This window comes from Stutzerimonas kunmingensis, from assembly GCF_014764705.1.
Lineage (GTDB): Bacteria > Pseudomonadota > Gammaproteobacteria > Pseudomonadales > Pseudomonadaceae > Stutzerimonas.
The window spans coordinates 1-23,493 of the sequence record NZ_JACXXG010000001.1; the positions used below are offsets into that span (position 1 = coordinate 1).

General features: G+C 64.7%; 29 protein-coding genes. 21 read left to right on the top strand and 8 right to left on the bottom strand.

Annotated features, from left to right (window positions below):
- Positions 1-176 precede the first annotated feature (176 nt).
- Genes IEG05_RS00005 through IEG05_RS23610 form a run of 3 tightly spaced genes read left to right on the top strand, consistent with a single transcriptional unit; the run spans position 177 to position 2,678 of the window.
- Complete coding sequence (locus tag IEG05_RS00005) at positions 177-1,100, top strand: DNA-methyltransferase (protein ID WP_336509754.1); 924 nt, start codon at positions 177-179, stop codon at positions 1,098-1,100.
- Complete coding sequence (locus IEG05_RS00010) at positions 1,087-2,379, top strand: DNA modification methylase (RefSeq protein ID WP_191121377.1); 1,293 nt, start codon at positions 1,087-1,089, stop codon at positions 2,377-2,379. The genes IEG05_RS00005 and IEG05_RS00010 overlap by 14 nt, the downstream gene beginning before the upstream one ends.
- On the top strand, positions 2,376-2,678 hold the full coding sequence (locus IEG05_RS23610; RefSeq protein ID WP_473774366.1) for a DUF7220 family protein: 303 nt from the start codon (positions 2,376-2,378) through the stop codon (positions 2,676-2,678). The genes IEG05_RS00010 and IEG05_RS23610 overlap by 4 nt, the downstream gene beginning before the upstream one ends.
- Here IEG05_RS23610 and IEG05_RS00015 read toward each other — a convergent pair.
- The 6 genes from IEG05_RS00015 to IEG05_RS00040 form a co-directional block, all read right to left on the bottom strand.
- Positions 2,584-2,844 (bottom strand): hypothetical protein, encoded by a 261-nt coding sequence (locus IEG05_RS00015; RefSeq protein WP_191121378.1) that lies wholly within the window; start codon positions 2,842-2,844, stop codon positions 2,584-2,586. The two genes, IEG05_RS23610 and IEG05_RS00015, sit on opposite strands and share 95 nt — an antisense overlap.
- A gap of 3 nt (positions 2,845-2,847) precedes the next feature.
- The gene (locus tag IEG05_RS00020) at positions 2,848-3,216 is read right to left on the bottom strand and encodes a hypothetical protein (protein WP_191121379.1); all 369 of its coding nucleotides are present in this window, start codon (positions 3,214-3,216) and stop codon (positions 2,848-2,850) included.
- Positions 3,217-3,321: 105 nt separating this feature from the next.
- Positions 3,322-3,591 carry a hypothetical protein gene (locus IEG05_RS00025; protein WP_191121380.1) on the bottom strand — a complete coding sequence of 90 codons (270 nt, stop codon included), beginning with the start codon at positions 3,589-3,591 and terminating at the stop codon, positions 3,322-3,324.
- A 69-nt stretch (positions 3,592-3,660) separates the two neighbouring features.
- Complete coding sequence (locus tag IEG05_RS00030) at positions 3,661-3,858, bottom strand: hypothetical protein (RefSeq protein WP_191121381.1); 198 nt, start codon at positions 3,856-3,858, stop codon at positions 3,661-3,663.
- Complete coding sequence (locus tag IEG05_RS00035; RefSeq protein ID WP_191121382.1) at positions 3,855-4,460, bottom strand: DUF3489 domain-containing protein; 606 nt, start codon at positions 4,458-4,460, stop codon at positions 3,855-3,857. The genes IEG05_RS00030 and IEG05_RS00035 overlap by 4 nt, the downstream gene beginning before the upstream one ends.
- A gap of 28 nt (positions 4,461-4,488) precedes the next feature.
- Positions 4,489-4,728 (bottom strand): DUF6900 domain-containing protein, encoded by a 240-nt coding sequence (locus tag IEG05_RS00040; RefSeq protein WP_191121383.1) that lies wholly within the window; start codon positions 4,726-4,728, stop codon positions 4,489-4,491.
- A 101-nt stretch (positions 4,729-4,829) separates the two neighbouring features.
- Between IEG05_RS00040 and IEG05_RS00045 the strand changes: the two genes are divergently transcribed.
- Genes IEG05_RS00045 through IEG05_RS00085 form a run of 9 tightly spaced genes read left to right on the top strand, consistent with a single transcriptional unit; the run spans position 4,830 to position 12,664 of the window.
- The gene (locus IEG05_RS00045; RefSeq protein WP_336509755.1) at positions 4,830-6,686 is read left to right on the top strand and encodes a phage terminase large subunit family protein; all 1,857 of its coding nucleotides are present in this window, start codon (positions 4,830-4,832) and stop codon (positions 6,684-6,686) included.
- Between the two features lie 35 nt (positions 6,687-6,721).
- A complete protein-coding gene (locus IEG05_RS00050; RefSeq protein WP_191121384.1) occupies positions 6,722-6,934 on the top strand; it encodes a phage head-tail joining protein in 213 nt (70 codons plus the stop codon).
- On the top strand, positions 6,934-8,352 hold the full coding sequence (locus tag IEG05_RS00055; RefSeq protein WP_224742606.1) for a phage portal protein: 1,419 nt from the start codon (positions 6,934-6,936) through the stop codon (positions 8,350-8,352). Before IEG05_RS00050 ends, IEG05_RS00055 begins: the two co-directional genes overlap by 1 nt.
- 9 nt (positions 8,353-8,361) lie before the next feature.
- Positions 8,362-9,678 carry a S49 family peptidase gene (locus IEG05_RS00060; RefSeq protein WP_191121385.1) on the top strand — a complete coding sequence of 439 codons (1,317 nt, stop codon included), beginning with the start codon at positions 8,362-8,364 and terminating at the stop codon, positions 9,676-9,678.
- On the top strand, positions 9,675-10,067 hold the full coding sequence (locus tag IEG05_RS00065; protein WP_191121386.1) for a head decoration protein: 393 nt from the start codon (positions 9,675-9,677) through the stop codon (positions 10,065-10,067). Before IEG05_RS00060 ends, IEG05_RS00065 begins: the two co-directional genes overlap by 4 nt.
- Positions 10,068-10,090: 23 nt before the next feature.
- Positions 10,091-11,119 (top strand): major capsid protein, encoded by a 1,029-nt coding sequence (locus IEG05_RS00070; RefSeq protein WP_191121387.1) that lies wholly within the window; start codon positions 10,091-10,093, stop codon positions 11,117-11,119.
- A 5-nt stretch (positions 11,120-11,124) separates the two neighbouring features.
- On the top strand, positions 11,125-11,454 hold the full coding sequence (locus tag IEG05_RS00075; protein ID WP_191121388.1) for a head-tail joining protein: 330 nt from the start codon (positions 11,125-11,127) through the stop codon (positions 11,452-11,454).
- Positions 11,451-12,005: a hypothetical protein gene (locus IEG05_RS00080; protein ID WP_191121389.1), complete on the top strand. Its 555-nt coding sequence runs from the start codon at positions 11,451-11,453 to the stop codon at positions 12,003-12,005. The genes IEG05_RS00075 and IEG05_RS00080 overlap by 4 nt, the downstream gene beginning before the upstream one ends.
- The gene (locus tag IEG05_RS00085; RefSeq protein WP_191121390.1) at positions 12,002-12,664 is read left to right on the top strand and encodes a phage baseplate assembly protein V; all 663 of its coding nucleotides are present in this window, start codon (positions 12,002-12,004) and stop codon (positions 12,662-12,664) included. Before IEG05_RS00080 ends, IEG05_RS00085 begins: the two co-directional genes overlap by 4 nt.
- A 30-nt stretch (positions 12,665-12,694) precedes the next feature.
- Here the strand turns inward: IEG05_RS00085 and IEG05_RS00090 are convergent, their stop codons facing one another.
- A complete protein-coding gene (locus IEG05_RS00090) occupies positions 12,695-13,108 on the bottom strand; it encodes a helix-turn-helix domain-containing protein (RefSeq protein ID WP_191121391.1) in 414 nt (137 codons plus the stop codon).
- Positions 13,105-13,392, bottom strand: coding sequence for a type II toxin-antitoxin system HigB family toxin (locus IEG05_RS00095; protein WP_191121392.1), 288 nt, complete (start codon positions 13,390-13,392; stop codon positions 13,105-13,107). Before IEG05_RS00095 ends, IEG05_RS00090 begins: the two co-directional genes overlap by 4 nt.
- A gap of 58 nt (positions 13,393-13,450) precedes the next feature.
- Here IEG05_RS00095 and IEG05_RS00100 point away from each other — a divergent pair, with 58 nt between their 5' ends.
- From IEG05_RS00100 to IEG05_RS00140, 9 genes are all read left to right on the top strand, one after another.
- On the top strand, positions 13,451-13,786 hold the full coding sequence (locus IEG05_RS00100) for a GPW/gp25 family protein (protein WP_191121393.1): 336 nt from the start codon (positions 13,451-13,453) through the stop codon (positions 13,784-13,786).
- On the top strand, positions 13,787-14,629 hold the full coding sequence (locus IEG05_RS00105) for a baseplate assembly protein (protein ID WP_191121394.1): 843 nt from the start codon (positions 13,787-13,789) through the stop codon (positions 14,627-14,629).
- Between the two features lie 27 nt (positions 14,630-14,656).
- On the top strand, positions 14,657-16,231 hold the full coding sequence (locus IEG05_RS00110) for a phage tail protein (RefSeq protein ID WP_191121395.1): 1,575 nt from the start codon (positions 14,657-14,659) through the stop codon (positions 16,229-16,231).
- A 63-nt stretch (positions 16,232-16,294) separates the two neighbouring features.
- Positions 16,295-16,999: a hypothetical protein gene (locus tag IEG05_RS00115; RefSeq protein ID WP_191121396.1), complete on the top strand. Its 705-nt coding sequence runs from the start codon at positions 16,295-16,297 to the stop codon at positions 16,997-16,999.
- 15 nt (positions 17,000-17,014) lie between these two features.
- Complete coding sequence (locus IEG05_RS00120) at positions 17,015-20,176, top strand: DUF4815 domain-containing protein (protein ID WP_191121397.1); 3,162 nt, start codon at positions 17,015-17,017, stop codon at positions 20,174-20,176.
- Between the two features lie 12 nt (positions 20,177-20,188).
- Positions 20,189-20,479: a hypothetical protein gene (locus IEG05_RS00125; protein WP_191121398.1), complete on the top strand. Its 291-nt coding sequence runs from the start codon at positions 20,189-20,191 to the stop codon at positions 20,477-20,479.
- Between the two features lie 13 nt (positions 20,480-20,492).
- Positions 20,493-22,496, top strand: coding sequence for a beta propeller repeat protein (locus IEG05_RS00130; protein WP_191121399.1), 2,004 nt, complete (start codon positions 20,493-20,495; stop codon positions 22,494-22,496).
- A complete protein-coding gene (locus IEG05_RS00135) occupies positions 22,496-23,137 on the top strand; it encodes a DUF4376 domain-containing protein (RefSeq protein WP_191121400.1) in 642 nt (213 codons plus the stop codon). The genes IEG05_RS00130 and IEG05_RS00135 overlap by 1 nt, the downstream gene beginning before the upstream one ends.
- Positions 23,134-23,454: a hypothetical protein gene (locus IEG05_RS00140; protein WP_224742608.1), complete on the top strand. Its 321-nt coding sequence runs from the start codon at positions 23,134-23,136 to the stop codon at positions 23,452-23,454. The genes IEG05_RS00135 and IEG05_RS00140 overlap by 4 nt, the downstream gene beginning before the upstream one ends.
- Positions 23,455-23,493: the final 39 nt, after the last annotated feature.

The following is a 23,493-nucleotide window of genomic DNA, read 5'->3' on the forward strand; positions in this document are numbered from 1 at the left end:
TGCCCGTCGGTTGATCGAGCTGTTGGGGTAAATCCCGCTTTCCATTTCCAAGCATCAAAAACACCAACGCCCCGAACCAGTCGGGGCGTTGGATTTTTCTGGCGTCAGTGCGTTTTCACACGCTCTGAATTGGCGGATTTACCGAAGACGCCGACGAGGACATCCCATATGCGCCGGTGACTCCGGTCAGCCAACCGGGCGACATCTGGCAACTGGGTGCCCACCGCCTGATCTGCGGTGACTCGACCGACCTGGCCGTGGTCGCTGCGCTGATGGCCGGCGACCAGGCGGGCCTGTGCTTCACCAGCCCGCCCTACGGCCAGCAGCGCAACTACACGCAAGGCATCGCCGACTGGGATGCGCTGATGCGCGGCGTCTTCGCCCACCTGCCGATGGCAACTGATGGCCAAGTGCTGGTGAATCTGGGCCTGATCCACCGCGACAACGAAGTGATCCCGTACTGGGATGGCTGGATTGCCTGGATGCGCACGCAAGGCTGGCGCCGCTTTGGCTGGTACATCTGGGACCAGGGGCCAGGGATGCCCGGTGACTGGGCCGGGCGTCTGGCGCCGAGTTTCGAGTTTGTCTTCCACTTCAACCGCGAAAGCCGCAAACCCAACAAGATCGTGCCGTGCAAGCACGCCGGACAGGAATCGCACGTGCGCGCCGATGGCAGTTCCACGGCGATGCGCGGCAAGGATGGCGAGGTCGGGGGCTGGACCCATGCCGGGCAGCCCACGCAGGAGTACCGCATCCCGGACAGCGTGATCCGGATGATGCGCCACAAGGGCAAGATCGGTCAGGGCATCGACCATCCGGCGGTGTTTCCGGTGGCCCTGCCCGAGCACATCTTGCTCGCGTACTCGGACACGAGTGACGTCGTCTTCGAGCCCTTCGGCGGCTCTGGCACCACGATCCTGGCCGCGCAAAGAACTGGCCGTCAGGCCCGCGCCATCGAACTGGCCCCGTCCTACACCGACGTGGCGGTCAAGCGCTTCCAACAAAACCACCCCGATATCCCGGTGACCTTGCTGGCCACCGGACAGACCTTTGCCGAGGTCGAGGCAGAACGACTGGAGACGACACATGCAACTGAGTGACCTCAAACTCGAACACTGGCCAACCAGTCGGCTGATCCCCTACGCAAGAAACCCCAGGAAGAACGACCACGCCGTCGAGCAGATGGCCAGCGCCATCAGCGAGTTTGGCTTTCGCTTGCCCATTGTCGCCAAGAGCACGGGCGAAATTTGTGATGGCCATCTTCGCTATAAGGCTGCGCTGCATCTGGGCCTTGAGCAGGTGCCGGTGATTCTCGCGGACGACCTGACCGAGACGCAGATCAAAGCCTTCCGCATTCTGGTCAACCGCTCGGCCACCTGGGCGGACTGGGATGACGATCTGCTACGGCTGGAGTTGGAAGAGCTGCAGCTCGGCGACTTTGATCTGTCGCTCACCGGTTTTGATGACGACGAGTTGCTGGAAATCATGGCCGGCGAAGAAACCACCAGCGAGGGCAATACCGACGAGGATGCCGCCCCGGAGGTGCCGGTCACGCCGGTGTCCAAACCCGGCGATGTCTGGATCATGGGTCAGCACCGACTGCTCTGCGGGGACAGTACCGATGTCGCGAGCTACGACACGCTGCTCGGCAACGAGCGGGTGGCGATGATCTTCCAAGATCCGCCGTACAACGTGGACTATGCCAACACGGCCAAGGACAAGCAGCGCGGCACCAATCGTCCCATCCTGAACGACAACCTCGGGGACGGATTCCAGGACTTTCTGCTCGCGGCGTTCAAGCCAGCGCTAGCCCGATGCAATGGCGCGGTCTACGTGGCGATGTCCTCATCGGAACTCGACACCCTGCAAGCAGCCTTCCGCGCCGCCGGTGGCAAGTGGTCAACCTTCATCATCTGGGCCAAGAACACCTTTACGCTGGGGCGCTCGGACTACCAGCGCCAGTACGAGCCCATCCTCTACGGCTGGCCCGAAGGTGCCAGTCGACACTGGTGCGGCGACCGTGATCAGAGTGATGTCTGGCAGATCAAGAAGCCGCACAAGAATGATCTCCATCCGACTATGAAGCCCGTGGAGCTGGTGGAACGGGCGCTCCGCAATTCCAGCCGCCCGGGTGATGTGGTGCTCGATCCCTTCGGTGGCTCCGGCACGACGCTGATCGCCGCCGAGAAATCGGGTCGCCAGGCGCGGCTGATCGAACTCGATCCGAAGTACGTGGACACCATCGTTCGCCGCTGGCAGGAATACGCCGGCGGACAAGCGGTGCGTGAGGCTGATGGTGTTCGATTCGATGACCTGGTCGGCCAGCAGGTGGATGCCGCCGACGCCAGCGATGTGATGAATGCCGAGGATGTGCTGTGAAGCAGTCGCGCTGGATGTCGCTGCTGGAAGCCGTGACCAATGTGCTGGTCGGGTATGGCGTGGCGGTGGCGACCCAGTGGGCGGTGTTTCCGCTGCTTGGCCTGCACGCCACGCTGCAGGAGAACTTGGCTATTGGCCTAATCTTCACAGCCGTGTCGCTGGTCAGGAGCTATCTGCTACGCCGGGCCTTCGAGGCCTGGCGGGTCAGAGCGCCAGCGGCTGCTGCTCCCACAGTGCTGAGCCATCGGTGCTCAACCACAGACGTTCCACAAAATAGTCCCGCGCCATCATTTCGATGACTGGCTCGCCCGTGGGGCGGGTGGCCGTTCGGCCGGTGGGCAGGTAACGACGTTCCTGGTGGGTCACGGCCAAGATGGTGCGACCGCGCCACTCCAGGCCGATCAGGCACTGGCCGCGTGGCCGCTGGTTGGCGTCAAAACGCCGGGCGCGCACCGTGCGGCTCATGGCTCAAGCCGCCAGGGACTCTTCGATGATCTCGCAGTGGATCACAAAGCCGGTGAGGTAAGGCAGACCCTTGGGGATGCCGTACTGTTTGCTGGTGCTGCGGCCAATCGTCCAACCCGTCCAACGCTGCGTGGCGGCGTTGATCGCGTCGGCCAGGGTGGCACTCGTGTAGAGACCGTTTTGCACATCGTCAGCAAAGTGTCGGCCGTGGCGGCTGTCGAGGAAGGTGCGAACCGATTCGAGAGGCTGGCAGGTGGCGTCCGAGATGGCAGTCATGGCCAGGGGCCAGGCGGCTTCGGCCTGCTCGTTCATCGTGCCGTAAAAGCCCCACGACTCGTTCTGGGTGACGGGGATCTGGGTGGTGGTGTTCATCTCTGGCTCCTGCTGGTTGATCGTGTGCGACACCCGTAGTAACGCGCTGTTCGAGATGGAAGCCAAGCGCCTGTTCGATCTTTTTGCGCTTGGCTCCGAAGCCCCTTATTCGGCCATCGTGTCGGCGCGCACCAGTTCCGCCTGGGCGCTGGCGATCAGGTCCAGGCGCACGTTGTTGGGCACGTAGGTGGCCAGATGGTTCAGCGTCCAGTTGAGGACGTTGGCCTTGTCTTTGAGCGACTCGGCTTCGTCGTAGCGGGCGATGTAGCGGTCAAGTTCTTCCAGGGCGCGCTGCATCGTGGCGCGGGCGTTGGCAAGCGCATCACGGCCATTGGTTTCGGCATAGTGGGTTTGAAATTCGCGGGCGGTGTTCATGGTGTGCGCTCCTTGTGGTTGATCGTTGCGACACCTGTATGAACGCGCTTGTCGCCCTTGAAGCCAAGCTCAATCTGCATCGCGATGGGCATCAAGGGCTTCAATCGCCAGCACCAGATCAGCGATGCGGTCGGCCTCGAAACCAAAGCCCCGGTGGCGCAGCAGGTGCTCGATGCTCGGATGCTTCATCCGGGCGATCTCCCGGCAGGCCTGCAGCAATGCTGGCAACAGGTCTGCCGGGATCGCGGCGTTGGGCTGCGTGCTCACGCGGTCGCTTCCTCGGCGATGCGGTAGAGGCGCTGTCCTGCGCCCGGCGTGCCGGCGGGGCCTTCGATCTTCTCGGAGACGATATTCAGGCCCAACTTCTTCTTGAGTGCGCCGGCAAAGGTCCCTCTGATCGTGTGGTGTTGCCACCCCGTCGCCTCACTGATCTGCGCGATGGTGGCGCCCTCGGGGCGTTTGAGCATCTCGATAACCAGCGCCTGCTTGCTGTTGCCCGGGCCGCGCTTCGGGACGGTATCGGGCTGTTCCTGTTGCCAGCTGGCTTCGGCGGCGGCGACTGCTGCTTCCAGTTCTGGGTCGTCGGCAAGGGGCGGCTGGGCAGGCGTGGCAACACGTGTTGCACTCGTCGGCGGCAGTACATCTTCGGGCTGGGCTTCGCCCTTGATGATGGCGATGGCGGCACCCGTGATGCGCCACTGGCCATCCATCTGCTCGATCAACCCGCGCTGCGCGAGGCTGGCGATCATCTTGAGCTTGGCGCCGCCCTTGAGCTCGAGCAGTGGCTCGACCAAGCCACTGGCGTCGCAATGCGCACGGGTGATGAGATCCAGTTGGCGTTCGGTGATGGGGGTGGTTTGTGTGGACATGGTGGTTCTCCTTGGGGTGATGTGAGGGTCAGGCGGCTTGCTGCTGGGTCACTTGATCAGCGGCTTTTGCGGCGGTGCTTTGGCCAGCGGCCAGGCCTGCTTGGTAGGCCGCCATCAGGGCACTCTTGACGCCCCAGACGCTGACGTCGTGGAAGTCCAGGCTGTCGCTGTTGCGCGTGGCCAGGGTCTCGATGAAGAGGTGGTCAAGGGCGATCCGGGCGAGCAGCTTGTCCAGTTGCTGGGCGGCTTTGGTGGTGGTTTTGCGCATCGTGGTTCTCCTTCGTGTGCGTTGTTGCGATGTCTGTATGAACGCGCTGTTGCCGATTGAAGCCAAGCGTTCGGTCTATCTATTTCGCATCGGAGTGGCTTGTGTTCGACACTGCTGAATCGGCGGTCGAATCCGCCTGGAAACGGGGCCTCGCGCCCGATCCGATCCTCACCGTCGATGACTGGGCAAACCGCCACCGGATGCTCTCGTCGGTGGCCTCTGCTGAGCCAGGGCGCTGGTCGACCAGCCGCACCCCGTACCTGAAGGCCGTGATGGAAACGCTGTCAGCCACCTCGCGTGTGGAGCGCGTGGTGCTGATGGCCGGGGCTCAGATCGGCAAAACTGAAGCCGGATTGAACTGGCTGGGCTATGTGATTCACCACGCCCCGGGGCCGATGCTGCTGGTGCAACCCACGGTGGAAGGCGCCAAGCGCGTCTCCAAGCAGCGCGTCGATGCACTGATTGAAGCCAGTGCCGAACTCGCCAGTCGGGTGAAGGACCCGAGAAGCCGGGATTCCGGCAACACCCAGTTGATGAAGGAATTCCCCGGTGGCGTGCTGATCATGACCGGTGCCAACTCGGCGGTGGGTCTGCGCTCGATGCCGGTGCGATACCTTTTTCTGGATGAGGTCGACGGCTATCCAGGGGATGCCGATGGCGAAGGCGATCCAGTGGCGCTCGCCGTGCAGCGGGCCGCCACCTTCGTCAATCGCAAGGTCTATCTGTGCTCGACCCCGACGCTGAAAGGTTTCTCGCGCATCGAGGCGGCCTACCTGGAGTCGGACCAGCGAGTCTTCGAAGTGCCTTGCGATCACTGCGGGGCGCACAGCCCGATCCACTGGCGCGACATCAAGTGGCCAACCGGCAAGATGAGCGAGGCTGCCTGGCACTGTCCGTACTGCGAAGGTAGCCATCCCGAGTATCGCAAGCCGGCACTGCTGGCCAACGGTCGCTGGATGGCCAAGGCAGAGGGCGATGGCAAGACGGTGGGCTTCCACCTCTCCAGCCTCTACAGCCCGTGGCTGACCTGGGGCGAGATCGCCCAAGAGCATCACGCCGCCAAGGACGACCCCGTCAGATTGAAGGTCTGGGTGAACACCAAACTGGCCGAGACCTGGGAAGACCGGGAGGGAGAGACCTTGGATGCCGAAGGCCTGATGGAACGCCGCGAAGCCTACGGGCCGGCGATTCCTGCCGAGGTGGCACTGCTGACCTGCGGCATCGATGTGCAGGACGACCGGCTGGAAATCGAAGTGGTCGGCTGGGGCCGGGACGAGGAGTCCTGGTCGGTGGACTACAAGGTGCTGTGGGGTGACCCATCCGCGCCGGACACCTGGGCGCAGCTCGATGCCTACCTCGGCAACCGCTTCGAGCACGAGACCCTGGCCAACGGCCTGACCATCGAAGCCGCGTGTCTCGACACCGGCGGCCACCACACTTTGGCGGCCTACGCCTTCTGCAAGGGCCGGGAGCGCAAGCGCATCTGGGCGATCAAGGGGGGGTCGGGCAAACGGCCGATCTGGCCCAAGCGTCCGAGCAAGGCCAACAAGGGCAAGGTCAATCTGTTCACGGTCGGCGTCGATGCCGCCAAGGAAGCGATCTACGCCCGCCTCAAGAAGTCCGAGGCTGGCGCTGGTGCGATGCATTTCCCGCTGGACCGGGATGCGCAGTATTTCGAGCAACTCACTGCCGAGCGGATTCGCACCCGGTATGTGAAGGGCTTCCCGCAGCGCTTCTGGTGGAAGCCGGATGGCCGGCGCAACGAAGCCCTGGACTGCCGTGTGTACGCCTACGCCGCGCTGCACGGCCTGCTGTCAATGGGCTTGAACCTGAACAAACGGGTCGAGGCGCTGCCGCCGGTGCCGACCAGTCGCCAAGGCAAGAGCACACCTGTTTCGGCCCCGATGACCGCCAGCCCGCGTCGTCGGCGCATGGCCATTTCCTCCACCTACCTCTGATACCGCCAGCCTCCCGCTGGCCGGGAGTGCTGTCCATGACCCTCGAACAACTCAAGGCCCAGCGCGAGGCGCTGCAGGCCGCCCGCTTCAATGGGGTGCTCACCGTGAAGGCTGGCGACAAGTGGGTGACCTACAAGTCGGATGCCGAACTGCAGTCCGCCCTGCATGACCTCGACCGTGAGATCGCCAAGGCAGAAGGTCGCCCGCGCGCCCGGCGCATCCGTATCTACGCCGGGAAGGGATTGTGATGAAGGCATTCCAGAACCTGCGCCGCAAGGTCGGCGCGATGATTGGCGGCTTTGAGGGTGGTCTCTCTGCCCGGCGTCTCAAGACCTTCGCCGCCAGCCGCGCGCACGTCAACACGCTGATCCAGGCCGCTGGCGCCGACATGACCGCGCGTGCCCGCTACCTCATCCGCAACAACGGCTACGCCGCCAATGCGGTCGAGTCCTGGGCCGGCAATGCGGTGGGCACGGGCATCAAGCCCTCATCGGGCATTGCCGATGCGGTGCTCAAGGACCGGGTGCAACGGCTGTGGCTACGTTGGACCGATGAGTCCGATGCCGAAGGGCTGACGGACTTCTATGGTCAGCAGCGGCGGGCCGCCCGGGAACTGTTCATCGCCGGGGAAGTGTTCTTTCGCATCCGGCCACGTCGGCCCGAGGATGGTTTGAGCGTGCCGCTGCAGTTGCAGATGCTCCCGGCTGAGATGCTGCCGCTCAATCACAACCAGCTGCTGGAGAACGGTCACCGCATCCGCCAGGGCATCGAGTTCGACCGCATCGGTCGGCGTGTGGCCTACCACTTCCTGCGCCGCCACCCGGGCGACATCACCGATCCGGGGTTGGCCGGGGAGACGGTACGGGTACCGGCCGAGTCGGTGCTGCACATTGTCGATCCGGTGGACGCCGGGCAACTGCGCGGCGTGTCGCGCTTCTCGCCGGCGCTGGTGAAGCTCTTTCTGCTCGATCAGTACGACGATGCCGAACTCGACCGGAAGAAGGTCGCGGCGATGTTCGTCGGCTTCGTGCGCCGACCGGAGCGGGATTTCGACAACGGTGGCGAGACCGATGACCGGGGCGAGCCGCTGCTGCCACTCGAACCTGGGCAACTCCAGATCCTGGATGACGGCGAGGACATCACCTTCTCGACCCCGGCCGATGTCGGGGGCAACTACGAGTCCTTCCAGTACCGCACGCTCCTGCAGGTGGCGGCAGCGCTGGGCTTGCCCTACGCGAACCTGTCGGCCGATATGTTGAAGGCCAACTACTCGAACACCCGAGCGGCGCTCTTGGAGTTTCGCCGCCGCATCGAAGCCTTCCAGCACTCGGTGCTGGTGTTTCAACTGTGCCGGGCAGTGTGGGCGCGCTGGATGGACACGGCGGTGCTCTCTGGCCAGCTGGACTTGCCCGATTACGAACGCAAGCGCGCCGACTACCTGGACTGCAGCTGGCTGCCGCCCCGTTGGGATTGGGTCGATCCGCTCAAAGACATCCGCGCCGAGATCAATGCCATCGAGGCGGGGCTCAAGTCGCGCACCCAGGCGATTGCCGAGCGCGGTTTCGATGCCGCGATGGTCGATGCCGAAATCGCTGGCGACCACCGGCGTGAAGACAGCCTGGGGCTCTCCTTTGGGCGTGAGCCTGTGCCACCGCCCTCGAATTGAGGAATTCCCATGACCGATTTGCCTTACCTGGCGTCCCGCCTCTATGGGACGCCGCTCCTCATTGCGCGCCCCAAACTCGAAGTGATCCTCGGGGTGGTCGCCAGAAAGCTCGCGGGCGACACCCTGCCCACGCCACCGCCCAGCCGCACTGATAGAGAACTGGGGGGTGACCTCCAAATTCAAGACGGCATCGCTGTCCTCCCGGTCCTCGGCACCCTGGTTCGTCGCGCTTCGTATATCGGTGCTGCCAGTGGCCTCACCAGCTACCACGACATCGAGGCCATGGCTGAAGCAGCCTTTGCCGACCCAGAGGTCCGCGCTGTGCTGCTGGAAATCGACTCCAGCGGTGGCGAGGCGGGTGGCGTGTTCGATCTGGCGCAGCGATTGCGGCAGCTGGCCCATACCTCCGGCAAACCCTTATGGGCCATCGCCGATGAGGCAGCACTCTCAGCGGCCTATGCGATTGCCGCTGCCGCTGACCGTCTCTGGGTCACCCGCACTGCCGAGGTGGGCTCGATTGGCGTGGTGGCGGTGCACGTCGACGAGTCGGTGGCCGATGCGAAGGCGGGGCTCAACTACACCTTCCTGCACGCTGGTGCCCACAAGGTCGATGGTCACCCGCACGCACCGCTGCCAGTGCCAGTGGCCGCTGATATCCAGGCGGACATCGAGCAGCTGCACGACCAGTTCATCGCCTTGGTCGCTGGATTCCGCCGAGTCACGGTTGATGCCATCCGCGACACCGAAGCCCGTGTCTATCGCGGTGAGGCAGCCATCCAGGCAGGCCTGGCCGATCAGATCGGCACCCGTGCCGAGGCGATCACGGCCCTGCAACGCCAGCTGGCCATGAGTGCCGGCCGCAGCCTGCGCAACAAAGCCGCCGCGCTGTCGGCCGCCCACACCACATCCCGATCCCAACCCTCCCCGAAGGAGATCTCCATGAATGATCACAACCTCGTCACGCCGGTGGATGACGCCCAAGAGAACACAGCCCCGACCTCGGCGCAGCCACCGCAAACCCCGCCGCCGCTCGATGAAGCGGCCATCACGGCCCAAGTTGAGCAGCGACTGCGCCGTCAGCTCGCCGAACTGACCGAGGTCGCCGCCCTGGCCAAACGCCTCGGGGTCACCGTCGATCCGGCCCAGGCGCTGGCGCGCGGTGTCACCCCGGATGCACTGCGTCAGTCGGTACTGAAGCAGGCCGCTGAGCGCGATGTGGCGCAGGACATCGTCGCCGAGGCTCCGCAGCAACCTCAAACCAAACCCCAATCCGTCGCTGACAGCCCCTTGGTCAAAGCGGCCCAAGCCTATGGAGGTCGTAAATGAGCACACCTTTGATTTCCCCTGCGACCCTCGGTGAGCTGGTCAAGCGCGAGTCCGACCCGGACTACACCCGCGAGACCGTGACCCTGAAAGCCGGTGCCGCCTATCCCCTGGGCGCCGTGCTCGGTCGCATCACCGCCACCGGCGTCTATGCCTTCTCACCTGCGGCCTCCACCACAGGGCTGGAAGGCGCTGAGATTGCCTCGGCCGTGCTGCTGCACCCGGTCGCTGCCAGCGACACCGATACCCAGGCAGTAATCCTGGCCCGAGGCCGGGTGATCGTCGCCGACCGTGCGTTGGCCTTCGACGCCTCCGTGGCGGACGCCGCTGCCCAATCCCTCAAACACCAGCAACTGGCTGCCCACGGCATCGTCGTGCGTCCGGTCGCTTGATCTCACTTCCCAGGAGTCTTGATATGACCGTGATCGTCAATCCGTTCGACGCCGGCGGCTTCACGCTGGCCGAGATGTCGGCCGCCATCCAGATGCTGCCCAACCCCTATGGCCGGGTCGGCCAGCTGGGGCTGTTTGCCCCCGAGCCGATTTCCCAGCGCAACGTCACCATCGAGTCCATCGAAGGCGAGCTGCGCTTGCTGCCGGCGGTCGCCCCAGGCGCGCCGGCCACCTTAGACACCACCGATAAACGCTCGGTACGCTCCTTCGCCGTGCCGCACATCCCTCACAACGACGTGGTGCTGCCCGAGGAAATCCAGGGCATTCGTGGCCTAGGTCTGGCCGCTGGCGAAGACCCGCTCGTGACCGTGATGACCCGCAAGCTCGCCCGGATGCGCGCCAAGCATGCGCAGACGCTCGAGTACATGCGCGTCAATGCACTGCTGGGCATCACCAAGGACGGGGCGGGCAACACCCTCTATGACTGGCACGACGAGTTCGGCATCCAGAAGCCGGAGGTGGATTTTGTGTTCGGTGGCACCGAAGACATGGTCATCCACTGCACCCAGGTCGCCCGCCACATCGAGGAGAACTTGAAGGGCGAGATGATGACCACCATCCACGCCCTGGTCAGTCCCGAGTTCTTCGATGCCCTGGTCAAGCACAAGACCGTCAAGGAGGCCTACACCTTCTACCAGGGCACCGCCGGCACCAACCCACTGCGCGACGATGTGCGCCGGGGCTTCCGTTTCGGCTCCATCCTGTTTGAAGAGTATTTCGGCACGGTGACGCTCGCCAACGGCACCAGCGTGCGCCTGATCCCGCCGCGCGAAGGTGTGGCGTTCCCGCTGGGCACGCTGGATACCTTCCGCACCTACTTCGCGCCCGCGAACCTGATGGAAGCGGTCGGTACCTACGGCCAGGAGCTCTATGCCCATCAGTTGGCACGTCCCAATGGCACTGGCGTGGACATCTACACCCAGTCCAACCCGCTGCCCATCGTGAAACGTCCGGCGCTGACCGTGCGGCTCTTCTCGAGCAATGGCTGGTGATCGTCATGACGGTCTTCGGTGATTTGACACGGGCCATGTCATCCATCGTGCTCACCACCTTCGGTGAGCCGGTGGTGTTTCACCTCGAAGGGCAGGCCGAGGCGCTGCCGGGCCGGGGCGTGTTCTCAGCGGCGCACCAAGAGGTGGATGCCAGCACGGGCGTGCCGGTGTCCATGGTCCAGCCGGTGCTGGAGGTGCGGCAGGCCGATCTGCCGGCCACCCCGACTGAAGGTGATGCCGTCACGGTGCAAGGTGTGCTCTACCTGATCGTCGAGGTGCGACCCGATGGGCACGGCTTTCTGAAACTGATGCTACACAAAGGGGGGCGGCCATGAAGCACCCACGCACCCTGATCCGTGAGGCGGTGGCCGCGCGACTCATCGAGTCTTTGCCCAAGGTGGATGCGCGCATCACCGCTTCGCGCATCAGTATCCACCGCAGCACGCCGCTCTTTGCTGGCAAGTTGCCGGCCGTCCTGATCTACACGAGGGACGAGCGCATCGAGGAGCAGCCCAATGCCGATCCGGGGCTGCGCTATCGCAAACTTGAGTTGTCGGTCGAGATCATCGCCAGTGGCGACGCCGCCGCCGAAGAGGCCGATGTGCTGGCGCAGGTGGTGGAGGCCACCCTCGATGCCGACGAAACCCTGGGCCTGCTGGTCGAAGGTACGCGGCTGACCCGCACCGAGGTCGATCAGGGCGGAGAGGGCGACACACCGGTGCTGGCCGCTCGCCTGTCGTTCGAGGTCAGCTACTGGACCAAGCCTGTGATCGATGACGGGGTGTTGCCGCTGCAGGTGCTGGTCAGCTGGGTGCCGGAGATTGGCACTGGCCATGAGCACAGCTATCAGCCGGTTGGCACGCACTACCGGGAGCCAGGTTCATGACCGAGCGCAACCTACACCAGGACATGACCGAGGCCGAGCGGCGCATCAGCAATGTGGCGCTGATGGGCCAGGTAGTGGCGCTCGATACAACTCGTGCTCGTGTGCGGGTGCAGGCTGGTCCCATCACCACCGGCTGGTTGCCCTTCGCGACGGTTCGTGCTGGCCTCGACCGGACCTGGCATCCGCCAGAGCCCGGTGAGCAGGTGTTGCTGGTCGCGCCCGGTGGCGATCTCAACCAGGGCGTGGTGGTCGGCTCGATCTACCGCAGCGAGCATCCTGCTCCGGCCGATTCAGCAGATATCTCGCGCACCCTGTTCAAGGACGGGGCGGTGATGGAGTACGACCGGGCACAGCATCACTGGCGCCTGGCCGTGCCAGCAGGTGGAAGGATCGTCATGGAGATCGGTTCCACTACCTTGGAACTGCGCGATGATGGCACGACGCTCGCCACTCCCAAGTTCTTGGTCGATGCCGCTGAGAGCACCTTCACCGGCACCGTGCTGGTCAAAAAGCTATTCACCTACCTCAAGGGATTGGTCGGCAAAGGTGGTGGCGGGGCGGGAGCGAGTATCGAAGGGGATATTCAGGTCAACGGCAACGTCTCAGCCACCGGCTCCATCATGGACGTCGACGGCAACTCGAATCACCACTCGCATTGAGTGTGAGGATGCGCTTGGCGCTGCGGGTTTTTACACGAAAGTTGCGGCCGACACCCCGAAACGCTCGCTCAGCGCCCGCACTTGCCGAATGTTGAGCTCGCGCTTGCCGGTCAAGACTTCAGAGACAACGCCCTGGCTACCGATCTCGGAGAGATCGCTTTGCTTCAAGCCGTGCTGCTCCATCAGGAACTTCAGGGCTTGCACGCCGGTGGTCTCGGGCAGCGGGTGATGCTCGGTTTCGTAGTCCTCGATCAGATCACCCACGATGTCGACCAAGCCCATGGCGGGATGGCTTTCATCGCCCTGGGTCTCGTCCAGCAAGGCTTCGAGCATTTCAGTCATCCGCGCGTAGTGGGCCTCGTCCCGGATGGGGGCGATGTCGGTGGCGGCACGGAACTGTTCCCAGACTGGGAGCAGGTGCTTCACGTCGATGGCTGCATTCATGATTTCCATGCTCCTTTGTCGTAATCCCGGTGGGTGAGCACCGCCTTGATGTACACGATTTGCTTCTCGAATCGGATGTAAGCGATCAGCCGGTACTTGTTGCCGCCGATATCGAACACCACCAACTCGCCAACCTTGTCCGCCGCGTTGAAGGCGGCTTTGAGCTCGGCCCAGTTGGCAAACCGGTTCTTTTCAATCACCCGCCGCCATCCCTGCAAGGGGGCTTCGGCCTGAGGATGATCGGCAGCGAAGGCCCGCAGGGCGCTGTTGCTGATGATTTTCATGGGGTCAGTATATCTCAAAGTGAGATATGCGCAAGCAGGCCAACCAGGGAGATCGCAGATGCTCGGAATCAACGCCCAAACCGGCCAGCCCCTGGCTGGCATCGACCACCTGCGCCAGAGTATCCGCGACATCCTGACCACCCGCATCGGCACCCGCGTGATGCGACGTGACTATGGCTCACGCCTGCCGACGCTGGTCGACAACCCCATGACCCCGAGGCTTGCCATGGATCTGTACTCGGCCACCGCCGAGGCCCTGGCGCGCTGGGAGCCGCGTTTCAAACTCACCCGCGTGCGCATCGCCAAAGCAGAAGTTGGGCAAGTCGTGCTCGATCTGGAAGGGATCTATCTGCCCGATGGCCAGGCCACGGTGCTCACCGCAGTGGAGGTGTGAATGACGACGCTCAGTGATCTGGCCAGTTTGCCGACCCCGGCGGTGATCGAGCCGCTTTCCTTCGAGACGATCTTCTCGGAACTGCAGACCGAGTTTCAATCCCGCTACCCGGACTACTCGGCCCTCTTGGCCTCGGACCCGGCCGTGAAGCTCCTGGAGGTCGCGGCTTATCGTGAAGTCCTGCTCAGAAACCGAATCAACGCCGCTGCCAAGGCCTCCCTCCTGGCCTTCGCCACTGGCAACGATCTCGACCACCTGGCGGCTTTCTACGGTGTGACGCGCTTAATAGATGAGACCGACGAGGCACTGCGCCTGCGCACCCGCCAACGCATCATCGGCTTTGCCAATGCCGGTGGGGCTGCGCACTACCGCTACTGGGCGCTCTCGGCATCTCCCGAGGTCGCCGATGTCGAGGTCGACAGCCCGGTACCCGGGCGTGTCCGCATCAGCGTGCTCGCCAATGGTGAAGCAGACACCGTCCCGGATGCGGTGCTCGATGCCGTGCGCGCCGTGGTGTTGCGCGACGACATCCGGGTGCTGACCGACACCGTCGAGGTGGTGCCGGCCGAGTTGATCCCCGTCACCGTGATCGCCCGGATCTGGCTCTATCCCGACACACCGATGGCCGCCTTCAACGCCATCGGGGCACGGTTCAAGGAAGCATTGGCTGCGCAGTCGGGCCTGGGCTGGGATCTGACGCCCTCCTGGGTGATCGGCGAGTTGCAGCGCCCCGGCGTGCACAAGGTCGAGTTGCTCGCGCCGACGACCGACATTCGCGCCAACGCCAACCAAGCGGTGCGGCTGATGAATCTGAATCTGGAATTTACGGGGCGGGATCGATAACGCTTCCCATCCTGCGCTGGAGGGCACATGACCGCTGACCATCTGCTGCCCGCCAATGCCACGCCGCTGGAGCAGGCGCTATCTCTGACTACCGACCCGCTGTCCCGGCTGGCACTGCCGGCAGATGCCATCCGCCAGTTCAAGACCGATCCGTCTGAACCGCTGCTGCCCTGGCTGATCTGGGAATACGGCCTGGGTGAATTGTTGCCTTATTTGCCGGAGCCGCGCCGCGCCATCGCCGAGGGCATCCTCTGGCAGCGGCTGCGTGGCACACCGGCCGCACTGGCGACCGCCTTGTCCTGGATCGGGATGCGCGCCACGGTCGAGCAGGAACCGCCCGGTGTTCACTTCGCCGAGTTTCAACTCGATCCGGGACAAGTGCTCGACAGCGACACGGCGATTGCCAACCTGATCGCCATCGCCCGCCTGTCGGCACCGGCCCGCAGTCGGCTCTCACGCATCTATCACGGCCATGACCTGCGTCGCGTCGTGTTGGATGAGAGTCGGCTGGGCGAGGCGCTGCTGTCGGATCACAGCGGCGTCTTCTGGCGAGACGGGCAGACCAAGCTGTCGTTTGGGCGAGGCTTCGCGCAGCACGCGCTGGCATCCGGACAACAGATCGCGCCGAACCGTGAGGCCGTGCGCTTTGCTGTGGCCCGCTTGATCGACCGGTATTTGCTCGATTTCTCGGCGCTGGGCGATCCTGGCCACACGCCCAACGAGGAGATCCTGCACTCGCATCTGTTCACGCTGGCCAATGCGCTGGGTGTGCCAGATGCGACCACCTTGCTGCCCGAACGCCGATTTGCACGGGCGATGGTGGTGCTGTCTGACAGCACGCCCCTGGGCGACCTCAATACCAACCTGCCGCGCTTTGCCTGGCAAGAGGTGGGGCAGGCGATCACCCTGGGGGGCAGTGACAAGCTGTCCGCGACGCCGCACCGGCTGATTCGTGTCGAAGTCCTGGAGCGATTTGCTCGGGGCCATCCGGGCGACCTGGTCGTGCCGATCTTGAGTCTGCAGGCCCACCGCGACCATCTTGCCGTCCACCGGGTCCAGGCCCGCGCCGATCAGTCGCTGGGGATGTGGGCCTTGGGCGAGTCCGTACCCAGCCTCGACCGGGGTTTTGTGCGGCGTGATCACGCCCGGAGCAATCCAGCTCTACCCGATGCGGCCGGCTGGCGGCCACGCCTGTACCAACGGGCGCAGGTGGTGCTCAGTGAGGGCATTCTGGGCGAGGTCAATACCCGCACGCCCCGGCGAGCACTGTTGCGCACCCGGCCGCTGCCCACCCTGGGCGATCTCACCTTGGGGGATGTGGCCGAGGTCGAGTGGCGAACGCTGACCGAGATGCACATCGTCGTCTCGGGCTTCACCGATGTGGCGCCTTACGGGTTTGAGGAAACACCCTCCAACCTGCAGCGCCTGCTCACCCGCGCCACCGAGCGCAACACCGGAGCACTCGTCGCGCCATCGCGTGTTGCCGTGGCCAGTCACCAAGCCGGCTGGCAGGGCCAGACCTGGACCGGTGTGCGCTGGCCGACCTCGAACTGGACCGACACCCGCGAGCTGATCGGCGCGACCCATCAGACGCTGAACTGATTCGGCGGCGCACCGAGCGCTGCTGCTTTGCATTTCTCCCTCATTCATTTTCTGGAGCACCCGATGGCCATCCTGACTGCCAGCGGTCGCGCCGCGCTTGCCGCCGCGATCAAAGAACAAACCCTGCACCTCGCCCTGGGCGAGGGCGACTCCTTGTGGGACACCACCAAGGCGATCAGCACATCTTTTGCTCAGTTGCCAGACTCTGCGGGTGTGATCGAGCTGGGCTTTACGCACCTGGCCGACATCCGCGTTACCTCGCTGGATGATCAGACCGAGTACGCGCTCGACATCGACTACAGCGCCAATGCCCGTGAGGGCGTGATCCGCCGCCTGCCAGCGAGCACGATTCCCGAAGGCGGTGACGTCACGGTCCACTTCAAGGTTTCGCACCCGCCCGAGTCGATTGGCCAGACGGTGCTGCTGCGCGAAGTTGGCCGCCGGGTGGTGGACGAGGTGCATTTCGTTACCGCCGACCCCGAGGGTGAGATCGTGGTGCCGACTGGGCGCTACCGGCTGGTCACCGAGCCCACGAACCACCTTTTCATTCGAGTGCGGTTTGACTTCGAGGATGCCGCGACCTCCATCGTGCGCGAGCAAGGCCTCTTCGTCGGCACCCACACCGATCCTCAATTGCCCATCGGGCAGAAGTTCTTCGTGCCGAGCCAAGTCGTTGAGCCCGGCATCCTCCTCGTGCTTCAGAACTCGGTGCCCATTGTGCGCCAGCCCAGCACGCGCGAGACCTTCGAATTCGTTGTCACTTTCTAATCCGCGAGGCCACCCATGATCGAGCGTTACTACAACCTGTTTGACCCGGCCAAGCACTACACCCAGCTCTTGTTTCGCGCCGGCGATGGCCTGCAATCGCGGGAATTGAACGAGATCCAGACCACCCTGATCCACCGCCTGCAGGGCGTGGCCGATGCCTTGCTCAAGGACGGCGATATCGTCAGCGGCGCCAATCTGCAGATCGATGCCGACACGGGGCTCGTGGCCCTGGAAGCCGGCCGCGTCTATCTGCGCGGCGCGGTGCGGGACGTCCCGGCCGCCACCTTCACCGTCCCCACCACCGGCCGTATTGCGGTCGGCGTGCGCTTCACCACCCGCACGGTCACCGAACTCGAAGATCCCAACCTGCGCGAACCCGCCGTCGGCGTGCGCAACTACCAGGAGCCGGGGGCCGGACGTCTGCAGGAGACCCTCGCTTGGGGCTGGGAAGGTGCGGGCACCAGTGACGGTCAGCCCGGAGATTTCCACGCCGTCTATGCCCTGGACAACGGCATCCTCGAGAACCGCCGCCAGCCGCCCGTGCTCGATGGCGTGATTTCGAGCCTGGCGCGCTACGACTATGACGCCAACGGCCACTATGTGACCGAAGGGCTGGGGGTGCGCTATCTCTCCTTGGACAGCGACAGCCAAGAGCACATCTTTTCTGTGGCGGAGGGGCGCGCCAACATCGACGGCTTCAAGGTCGAGCGCACCCAGTCCCAGCGCCTGCGGCTGCCCATCGACCCGGATCTACAGCGCGTCTCCAGCGAACCGCAGGTGTTCAATGCCAGCGGCGATGGCGCCATGGTCGTCACCATCAACCGGCCACCGCTGGCGCAGGTGCTCGACATCAAGGTCACCCAACAGAAGACCGAGACGGTGGCGCACGGTGCCTTTACGGGTAGCCGCGATGTGCTGACCGAGCCGACAGTTGTCGCCGTGCTGGAGGTCAACCAAGGCGGCACCACCTACACCCAAGGCACCGACTACAAGGTCGTGGGGGATGAGATCGACTGGAGCCCGGGTGGTGCCGAGCCGGCACCCGGATCGAGCTACCAGGTCACTTACCAGTACATCGCCAGCCTCACCCCGACCGACTTGACCGATACCGGCTTCAAGGTGGCGGGCGTCGTCCAGGGTTCCACGATGTACATCGACTACCAGTGGAAGCTGCCGCGCGTCGATGTGCTGGCCCTCACCGCTGACGGTCAGGTGGAACGTATCAAGGGGATTTCGCAAGTGAGGAACCCCATCGCGCCCACGGTGCCGGCCTCGCGCCTGGCGCTGGCGGAGATTGCCTACGACTGGAAGCAGGACAGCACTCCCGAAGTGCGCAACATCGCCATTCGCACTATCAAGGTCTCGGAACTCACGGCCATGCAGCGCCAGATTGCCGACCTGTTTGATCTGATGGCGCTGGAGCGCCTGCGGGTCGATGCCAACATCCGTGAGCCCGCCGCCAAGAAGGGCCTGTTCGTGGACAACTTCCTCGATGATGACCTGCGTGACCAAGGCGTGGCGCAGACCGGCGCGGTGGTGGCCAGTGTCCTTACCTTACCGATCACCGCCAGTGCCCAGCACGCCAAGGAGAACGGCAACGCACTGCTGACGCTGGACTACACGCTCACGCCAGTGGTCGAACAGTTGGCGCGTACCGGGTCGATGAAGATCAATCCCTACCAGGCCTTTGATCCGGTGCCGGCTCGGGTGACGCTCAATCCAGCCGTCGACCAGTTCACGGTCATCAACACCACCTGGGCTTCGGACGTGACCGAGCGCCTGATCACCGGCAGCGGTGTGCTTGAACAGGTGGTGGAGACGCGTCGTTCGGAGCAGGTGCTGGCCTCCTCCAGTGAGGAAGCGCAGTTCCTGCGCAGCCTCAACGTCGCCTATCGGGTGGACGGGTTTGGACCGAGCGAGACACTGGCTGCTTTGCGCTTTGACGGTATCGGGATTTCCCAGCCTGCGGGCACGGCGGCCAATGCTTCCGGCCTGCTCACCGGCAGCTTCCAGATCCCGCAAGCCATCCCGGCGGGCGCCAAACTGGTGGAATTCCTCGGGGCGGGCGGCAGCTACGGCTCAGCCACCTACGTCGGGCGCGGCCAGATCGTCACCGAGACCCGTCGTCGCATCCTGACCACCGTGGTCAACCGCTGGGACCCGCTGGCGCAGACCTTTACCTTGCCCGAGCGGCGGATCATTGGCGCTCTGGAGCTGTGGTTCACCACCAAAGGGGGTTCGGCACCCGTCATCGTGCAGATCCGCGAAACGCAAGTGGGCATCCCCACCACCACGGTGCTGACCGAGGGGCGCTTGGCTGCAGTCGACATCAAGACCGATGGCAACGCGACCCGGGTGCTGCTCGACCCCGTCGCCCTCGAGGCCAACCGCGAGTACGCCCTTGTCGTGCTCACGGACGATGCCAACCACGCCGTATCGGTGGCCGAACTCGGTAAGTACGACCCGCGCACCGGCTGGGTCACGGCGCAGCCCTACCAGATCGGCGTGTTGCTCTCGTCCTCTAACGGCATCACCTGGACAGCGCACCAGACCCAGGACCTGACGTTTCGATTGCTGGGGTGCCGCTTCACGCAGCAGTCCAAGACGGTCTCGCTGGGCCAGTACACGGTGACCCATCTGTCGGACGTGATGGCGCTCGCGGGTGTTGAGCGTCCAGCGGCCGGCACCGACGTGCAGTTCCTGGCGACCGATGCGCAGGGGCGAACCTACACCCTGTCGGAAGACCAGGGGTTGGCGCTGGCCGAGAAGCTCTCGGGCAACCTGGCGGTGTCGGCCAGGCTGACGGGTACCGAAGTCTCCAGCCCGATCCTCTACCCGGGCACCCAGCTGGTGTTCGGCACCCTGGAAGCCGCAGGCGACTACCTGTCGCGCGCCATTCCCGCCGCCGCCACTTTCAATGTCTCGGTCACTTTCGACGCGCTCACCCCCGGCACGTCCAGTGTCACGGTGCAGGCTGAGTCCGGCACGCCAGGCAGTTTTACCGATCTGGCGCTGGACAAGGGCGTGGAAGTGGGCAACGGCTGGGTTGAGCGCACCTACAAGGCCACGGGCCTGGTGGGAGTCGGTGCCGACCGCACCACGCGGGTGAAGTTGTCGTTATTGGGCTCACCCCAGTACCGACCCTTCGTGCGCCGCCTGCGCGTGATCGTCACTTGAGGGAGGTAAGCCATGGATGACCAACGCACCCCCGTGCTGCGCTTGCCCTTGCCGCACCCCGACCACCTGCTCTCTAACGATGTGCTGCGCCTGCGCGAGGCCTTGGTGGCCGTTGACGCCGGCTTCGGTGCGCAACGCGCCGAGGTGCAGGCCGCCATGGTTCAGACGCGCAGCGAGGTGAGCGCTGTGCTGGAAGCCACCACCACGGCGGTGGCTGATGCGCTCGATGAAGTCAGTGCTGATCTCACCGGCCAGCTGCGCCGCCTGCGCCTGAATCAGCTTCTCCACTTAAACCTCTATTGAACCAGGAGGCCTTATGGCTGTGACCCCTGCCTTACAAACCCAGATCGCCGCCTTGCAAGCCCGTATCGATGCGGTCGCCGCGAATGCCAGCCCCGAAGATGTCGTGATGCTGGCCAAGGCCATCGAAGCGATTGCCGGCCAGGCGACGGTGTTCGATGTGATCGCCTATGGCGATACGCAAAAGAGCGCGCTCGCCCACGCCTTGACCCAGGCGCTGGCAGCGCTGGAGGCCCAGCTCGCGACCGCCAGCAGCCAACTGGGCGACACCGCCCAGGTGCAACTCGCACAGATCGTCGCCCAGGCGCAAGCCCTGCGCGCCGAGTTCGACGCCGCCCTGCAAACCTTCGCGGCCTTCGAGGGCGCCACCGCCGCCACGCCGGGCAGTCTCGGTATGGTGCCCGCACCGCCCGCGAGCCTCTCGCGCCAGTTCCTGCGCAACGACGGCCAGTGGGCCGACACGCCCAACCTGCCGGTGGGCGCTTTTGCCTTCGTGCAACCGCAGCTTCTGGGCACCGACTGGCTTCTGGCCGATGGCGGCGTGGCCAAGATCGTGGATTTTCCGGTGCTGGCTGCGACCCAGCAGCAACAGCGCAACACCGTGCACCTGGTCCATGCCACCGGCGCCACGGTGGTGACGGCGGACTACGCAGGGACCGGGCTGAACCAGCTCCACTACGATCCGGACACCGGCCACGTCGTGACCCTGGGCTCAGCGGGCATCGCCTACAGCCTGGACCGGGTCAACTTCACGCTGATCGCCCGCGCGATGCCCTCGGGCTACGCCAACCCAGTGCTGCGCAATGGCGTGCTGGCGTTTCACGGGCAGACGACGTCGGGCAACTACGGCTGGCACATTGGACGCATCAATGGCGCCACCTTCACGCCGATGGGCAACGCGGGGCCGGCGACGAACACCTCCCAGAGCTACCGCAGCTGTGCCGTGGCTGGTGACCAGATTTTGTTGAACGTGCATCGCAGTAGCGACTCGCGCTCGGAACTGCACCGGGTCGATACCGTCAGCCAGACCATCCAGCGCGTCAGCCTGCCGGAGGTCGGGGAGGTCGACTATGTCTATCCCACCTCGCGTTTTCTGCGCATCGGGGGCACGACCTTCTTTGCTGCCTACCTGGCCAACCCGAGTCGCTACCGCCTGTTCTACTCCGAGGACAACGGTCGCACCTGGGCCATCGCCACCGATGCAGCCACCGGCCAGCCCCTGGACGCAAGCGGCATCGCTTCCGACAACGTCGATGAGGGCTGTCACAACGCCCGCCATGGCGAGCGCCGCTGCGATGTGCTGGCAGATCGGGCCATCTTGCTGCGCAGCAACGGCGACGGCGGCTGGACTTCGCTCAATGGCAAGCAATGGACGGCCTTCTCGTATCTGCCGGCCGAGTACCCGCTGGGCATCACCCATGAGAACGGGGCCTGGTACTTGGGCCACCGCCGGGGCCTGATCAAGACCGAAGACTTTGTCAGCTTCACGGCGGTTGCCACCCCCTTGTCGGTATTTGGCAGCAGCAGCTACAGCGAATTCATGGCGGCCTGGGCCACCCCGGGGTGTCTGGTCGTGGCCACCCAGCAACTGTCCTACAGCACCAGTTCGGGCACGATGCGGGTGCGCTACAGCCGCGATGGCGGCGCCACCTGGACCGTCGCCTACGACTACACCTCCTCGGTCAGCGGTGCGCAGATCCGCTTCAACCGGGCGCTGAACTACATCCCCTTTCGGTGCATCGAGAGCGCGACCGAGATCTACCGCTACATCAGTACCGAGCCGGGCTTGGTGGGGCATGGCGTGGCCCAAGGGTTCTCCACCAACAACGGCATCTGGGAAGTGGGCCGGGGCGATGCCTTTGTCACGCTCACCCACAACACCAGCGGGGTACGGCTGTCAGCGGCCCGCAACTATGACCCGGCCACCGAGTTTCGGCTGCCCACGGCGCCAACCTTGGCGGGCTTCACCCTCAACCACGCGTCAGGGCAGACCCTGCGCTATGCCATCAGGGGGCGCTGATGAACGAGACCAGACACGCATTTGAGATTCAAGCGGACCAGACGCTGGGCCGGGCGATCACACTGGCGGCGGGAGAGCCGGCGCCGCCCGACTACACCTTTCTGGCGCCGCCTGAGCAGGACCCGGGCAGCGTGGTGCTGTGGACGGGCAATGGCTGGCAGGTCGTCAGCTCCGAGAGCACCGTGCAGACGCTGCAAACGCAAAGCCGGTACGAAACCGCTCAGCAATTGGCCAGCGCCCTGATCGGCCGTGTGGATGACGAACGCGATACCCGCATTGCCCAAGGCAAGCCGCACACCTTCCCCGATGGGCTGAGCGGCACGGTGCAACTGCGCAATGAGCGCGACACCGGCAACGTCAATGCCGTGGCGACCTCGGGCACCGCGCTGGTCATTGCCGGGGATGCGCAGGCGCGTGTGGTGTTTCGGGATGCCCAGGATGTCAGCCACCTCTTGAGTGGCGAGGAGGCGGTGGCCTTTGGCTTGGCGGTGATGGCTTGGGTGTCGGCGCATTACGCTGCGGCCTGGGCGCACAAGGATGCGATCCGCTTGCTGGCCGAGGGTGCCGATCTTGCCGCCTTGGCCGACTACGACATCCAGACTGGCTGGCCGCACGCGCAGGATGAGGAGGTCACGCCATGAGGGCCGCCCTCCTGCACCGCCTGTCGATGCTCGGGCTGTGGGCGATGTGCCAAGTCGCGGCCGTGATCGCGTCCCTCTGGATGCTCATCGCCGCCCTGGCCGGCAGTCGCCGCGCCTGGACGATTGCCGTCGCGCACGACCAGCTGGCCAATGCGGCCTTTGGCGGGCACGAGGACGAAACGCTCTCCAGCCGCGCCGGCAAAGCTGCACGTGAGGGCAAGTGCTGGGCCTGCGTCTTCTGTCGGCTGCTGGATCGGCTCGATCCGAACCATTGCGAGAAGGCCATCGAACCCGATGAGGGCAAGCCCATCGCTTGAGCCTGCCGCACTGCAACCACCCATTTACCCGATCCGCCG

Coding starts and splice junctions, on each gene's coding strand:
- IEG05_RS00010 (WP_191121377.1), top strand. CDS start 1,087: ATGCAACTGAGTGACCTCAAACTCGAACACTGGCCAACCAGTCGGCTG.
- IEG05_RS00015 (WP_191121378.1), bottom strand. CDS start 2,844: ATGAGCCGCACGGTGCGCGCCCGGCGTTTTGACGCCAACCAGCGGCCA.
- IEG05_RS00020 (WP_191121379.1), bottom strand. CDS start 3,216: ATGAACACCACCACCCAGATCCCCGTCACCCAGAACGAGTCGTGGGGC.
- IEG05_RS00025 (WP_191121380.1), bottom strand. CDS start 3,591: ATGAACACCGCCCGCGAATTTCAAACCCACTATGCCGAAACCAATGGC.
- IEG05_RS00035 (WP_191121382.1), bottom strand. CDS start 4,460: ATGTCCACACAAACCACCCCCATCACCGAACGCCAACTGGATCTCATC.
- IEG05_RS00040 (WP_191121383.1), bottom strand. CDS start 4,728: ATGCGCAAAACCACCACCAAAGCCGCCCAGCAACTGGACAAGCTGCTC.
- IEG05_RS00050 (WP_191121384.1), top strand. CDS start 6,722: ATGACCCTCGAACAACTCAAGGCCCAGCGCGAGGCGCTGCAGGCCGCC.
- IEG05_RS00055 (WP_224742606.1), top strand. CDS start 6,934: ATGAAGGCATTCCAGAACCTGCGCCGCAAGGTCGGCGCGATGATTGGC.
- IEG05_RS00060 (WP_191121385.1), top strand. CDS start 8,362: ATGACCGATTTGCCTTACCTGGCGTCCCGCCTCTATGGGACGCCGCTC.
- IEG05_RS00065 (WP_191121386.1), top strand. CDS start 9,675: ATGAGCACACCTTTGATTTCCCCTGCGACCCTCGGTGAGCTGGTCAAG.
- IEG05_RS00070 (WP_191121387.1), top strand. CDS start 10,091: ATGACCGTGATCGTCAATCCGTTCGACGCCGGCGGCTTCACGCTGGCC.
- IEG05_RS00075 (WP_191121388.1), top strand. CDS start 11,125: ATGACGGTCTTCGGTGATTTGACACGGGCCATGTCATCCATCGTGCTC.
- IEG05_RS00080 (WP_191121389.1), top strand. CDS start 11,451: ATGAAGCACCCACGCACCCTGATCCGTGAGGCGGTGGCCGCGCGACTC.
- IEG05_RS00085 (WP_191121390.1), top strand. CDS start 12,002: ATGACCGAGCGCAACCTACACCAGGACATGACCGAGGCCGAGCGGCGC.
- IEG05_RS00090 (WP_191121391.1), bottom strand. CDS start 13,108: ATGAATGCAGCCATCGACGTGAAGCACCTGCTCCCAGTCTGGGAACAG.
- IEG05_RS00095 (WP_191121392.1), bottom strand. CDS start 13,392: ATGAAAATCATCAGCAACAGCGCCCTGCGGGCCTTCGCTGCCGATCAT.
- IEG05_RS00100 (WP_191121393.1), top strand. CDS start 13,451: ATGCTCGGAATCAACGCCCAAACCGGCCAGCCCCTGGCTGGCATCGAC.
- IEG05_RS00105 (WP_191121394.1), top strand. CDS start 13,787: ATGACGACGCTCAGTGATCTGGCCAGTTTGCCGACCCCGGCGGTGATC.
- IEG05_RS00110 (WP_191121395.1), top strand. CDS start 14,657: ATGACCGCTGACCATCTGCTGCCCGCCAATGCCACGCCGCTGGAGCAG.
- IEG05_RS00115 (WP_191121396.1), top strand. CDS start 16,295: ATGGCCATCCTGACTGCCAGCGGTCGCGCCGCGCTTGCCGCCGCGATC.
- IEG05_RS00120 (WP_191121397.1), top strand. CDS start 17,015: ATGATCGAGCGTTACTACAACCTGTTTGACCCGGCCAAGCACTACACC.
- IEG05_RS00125 (WP_191121398.1), top strand. CDS start 20,189: ATGGATGACCAACGCACCCCCGTGCTGCGCTTGCCCTTGCCGCACCCC.
- IEG05_RS00130 (WP_191121399.1), top strand. CDS start 20,493: ATGGCTGTGACCCCTGCCTTACAAACCCAGATCGCCGCCTTGCAAGCC.
- IEG05_RS00135 (WP_191121400.1), top strand. CDS start 22,496: ATGAACGAGACCAGACACGCATTTGAGATTCAAGCGGACCAGACGCTG.
- IEG05_RS00140 (WP_224742608.1), top strand. CDS start 23,134: ATGAGGGCCGCCCTCCTGCACCGCCTGTCGATGCTCGGGCTGTGGGCG.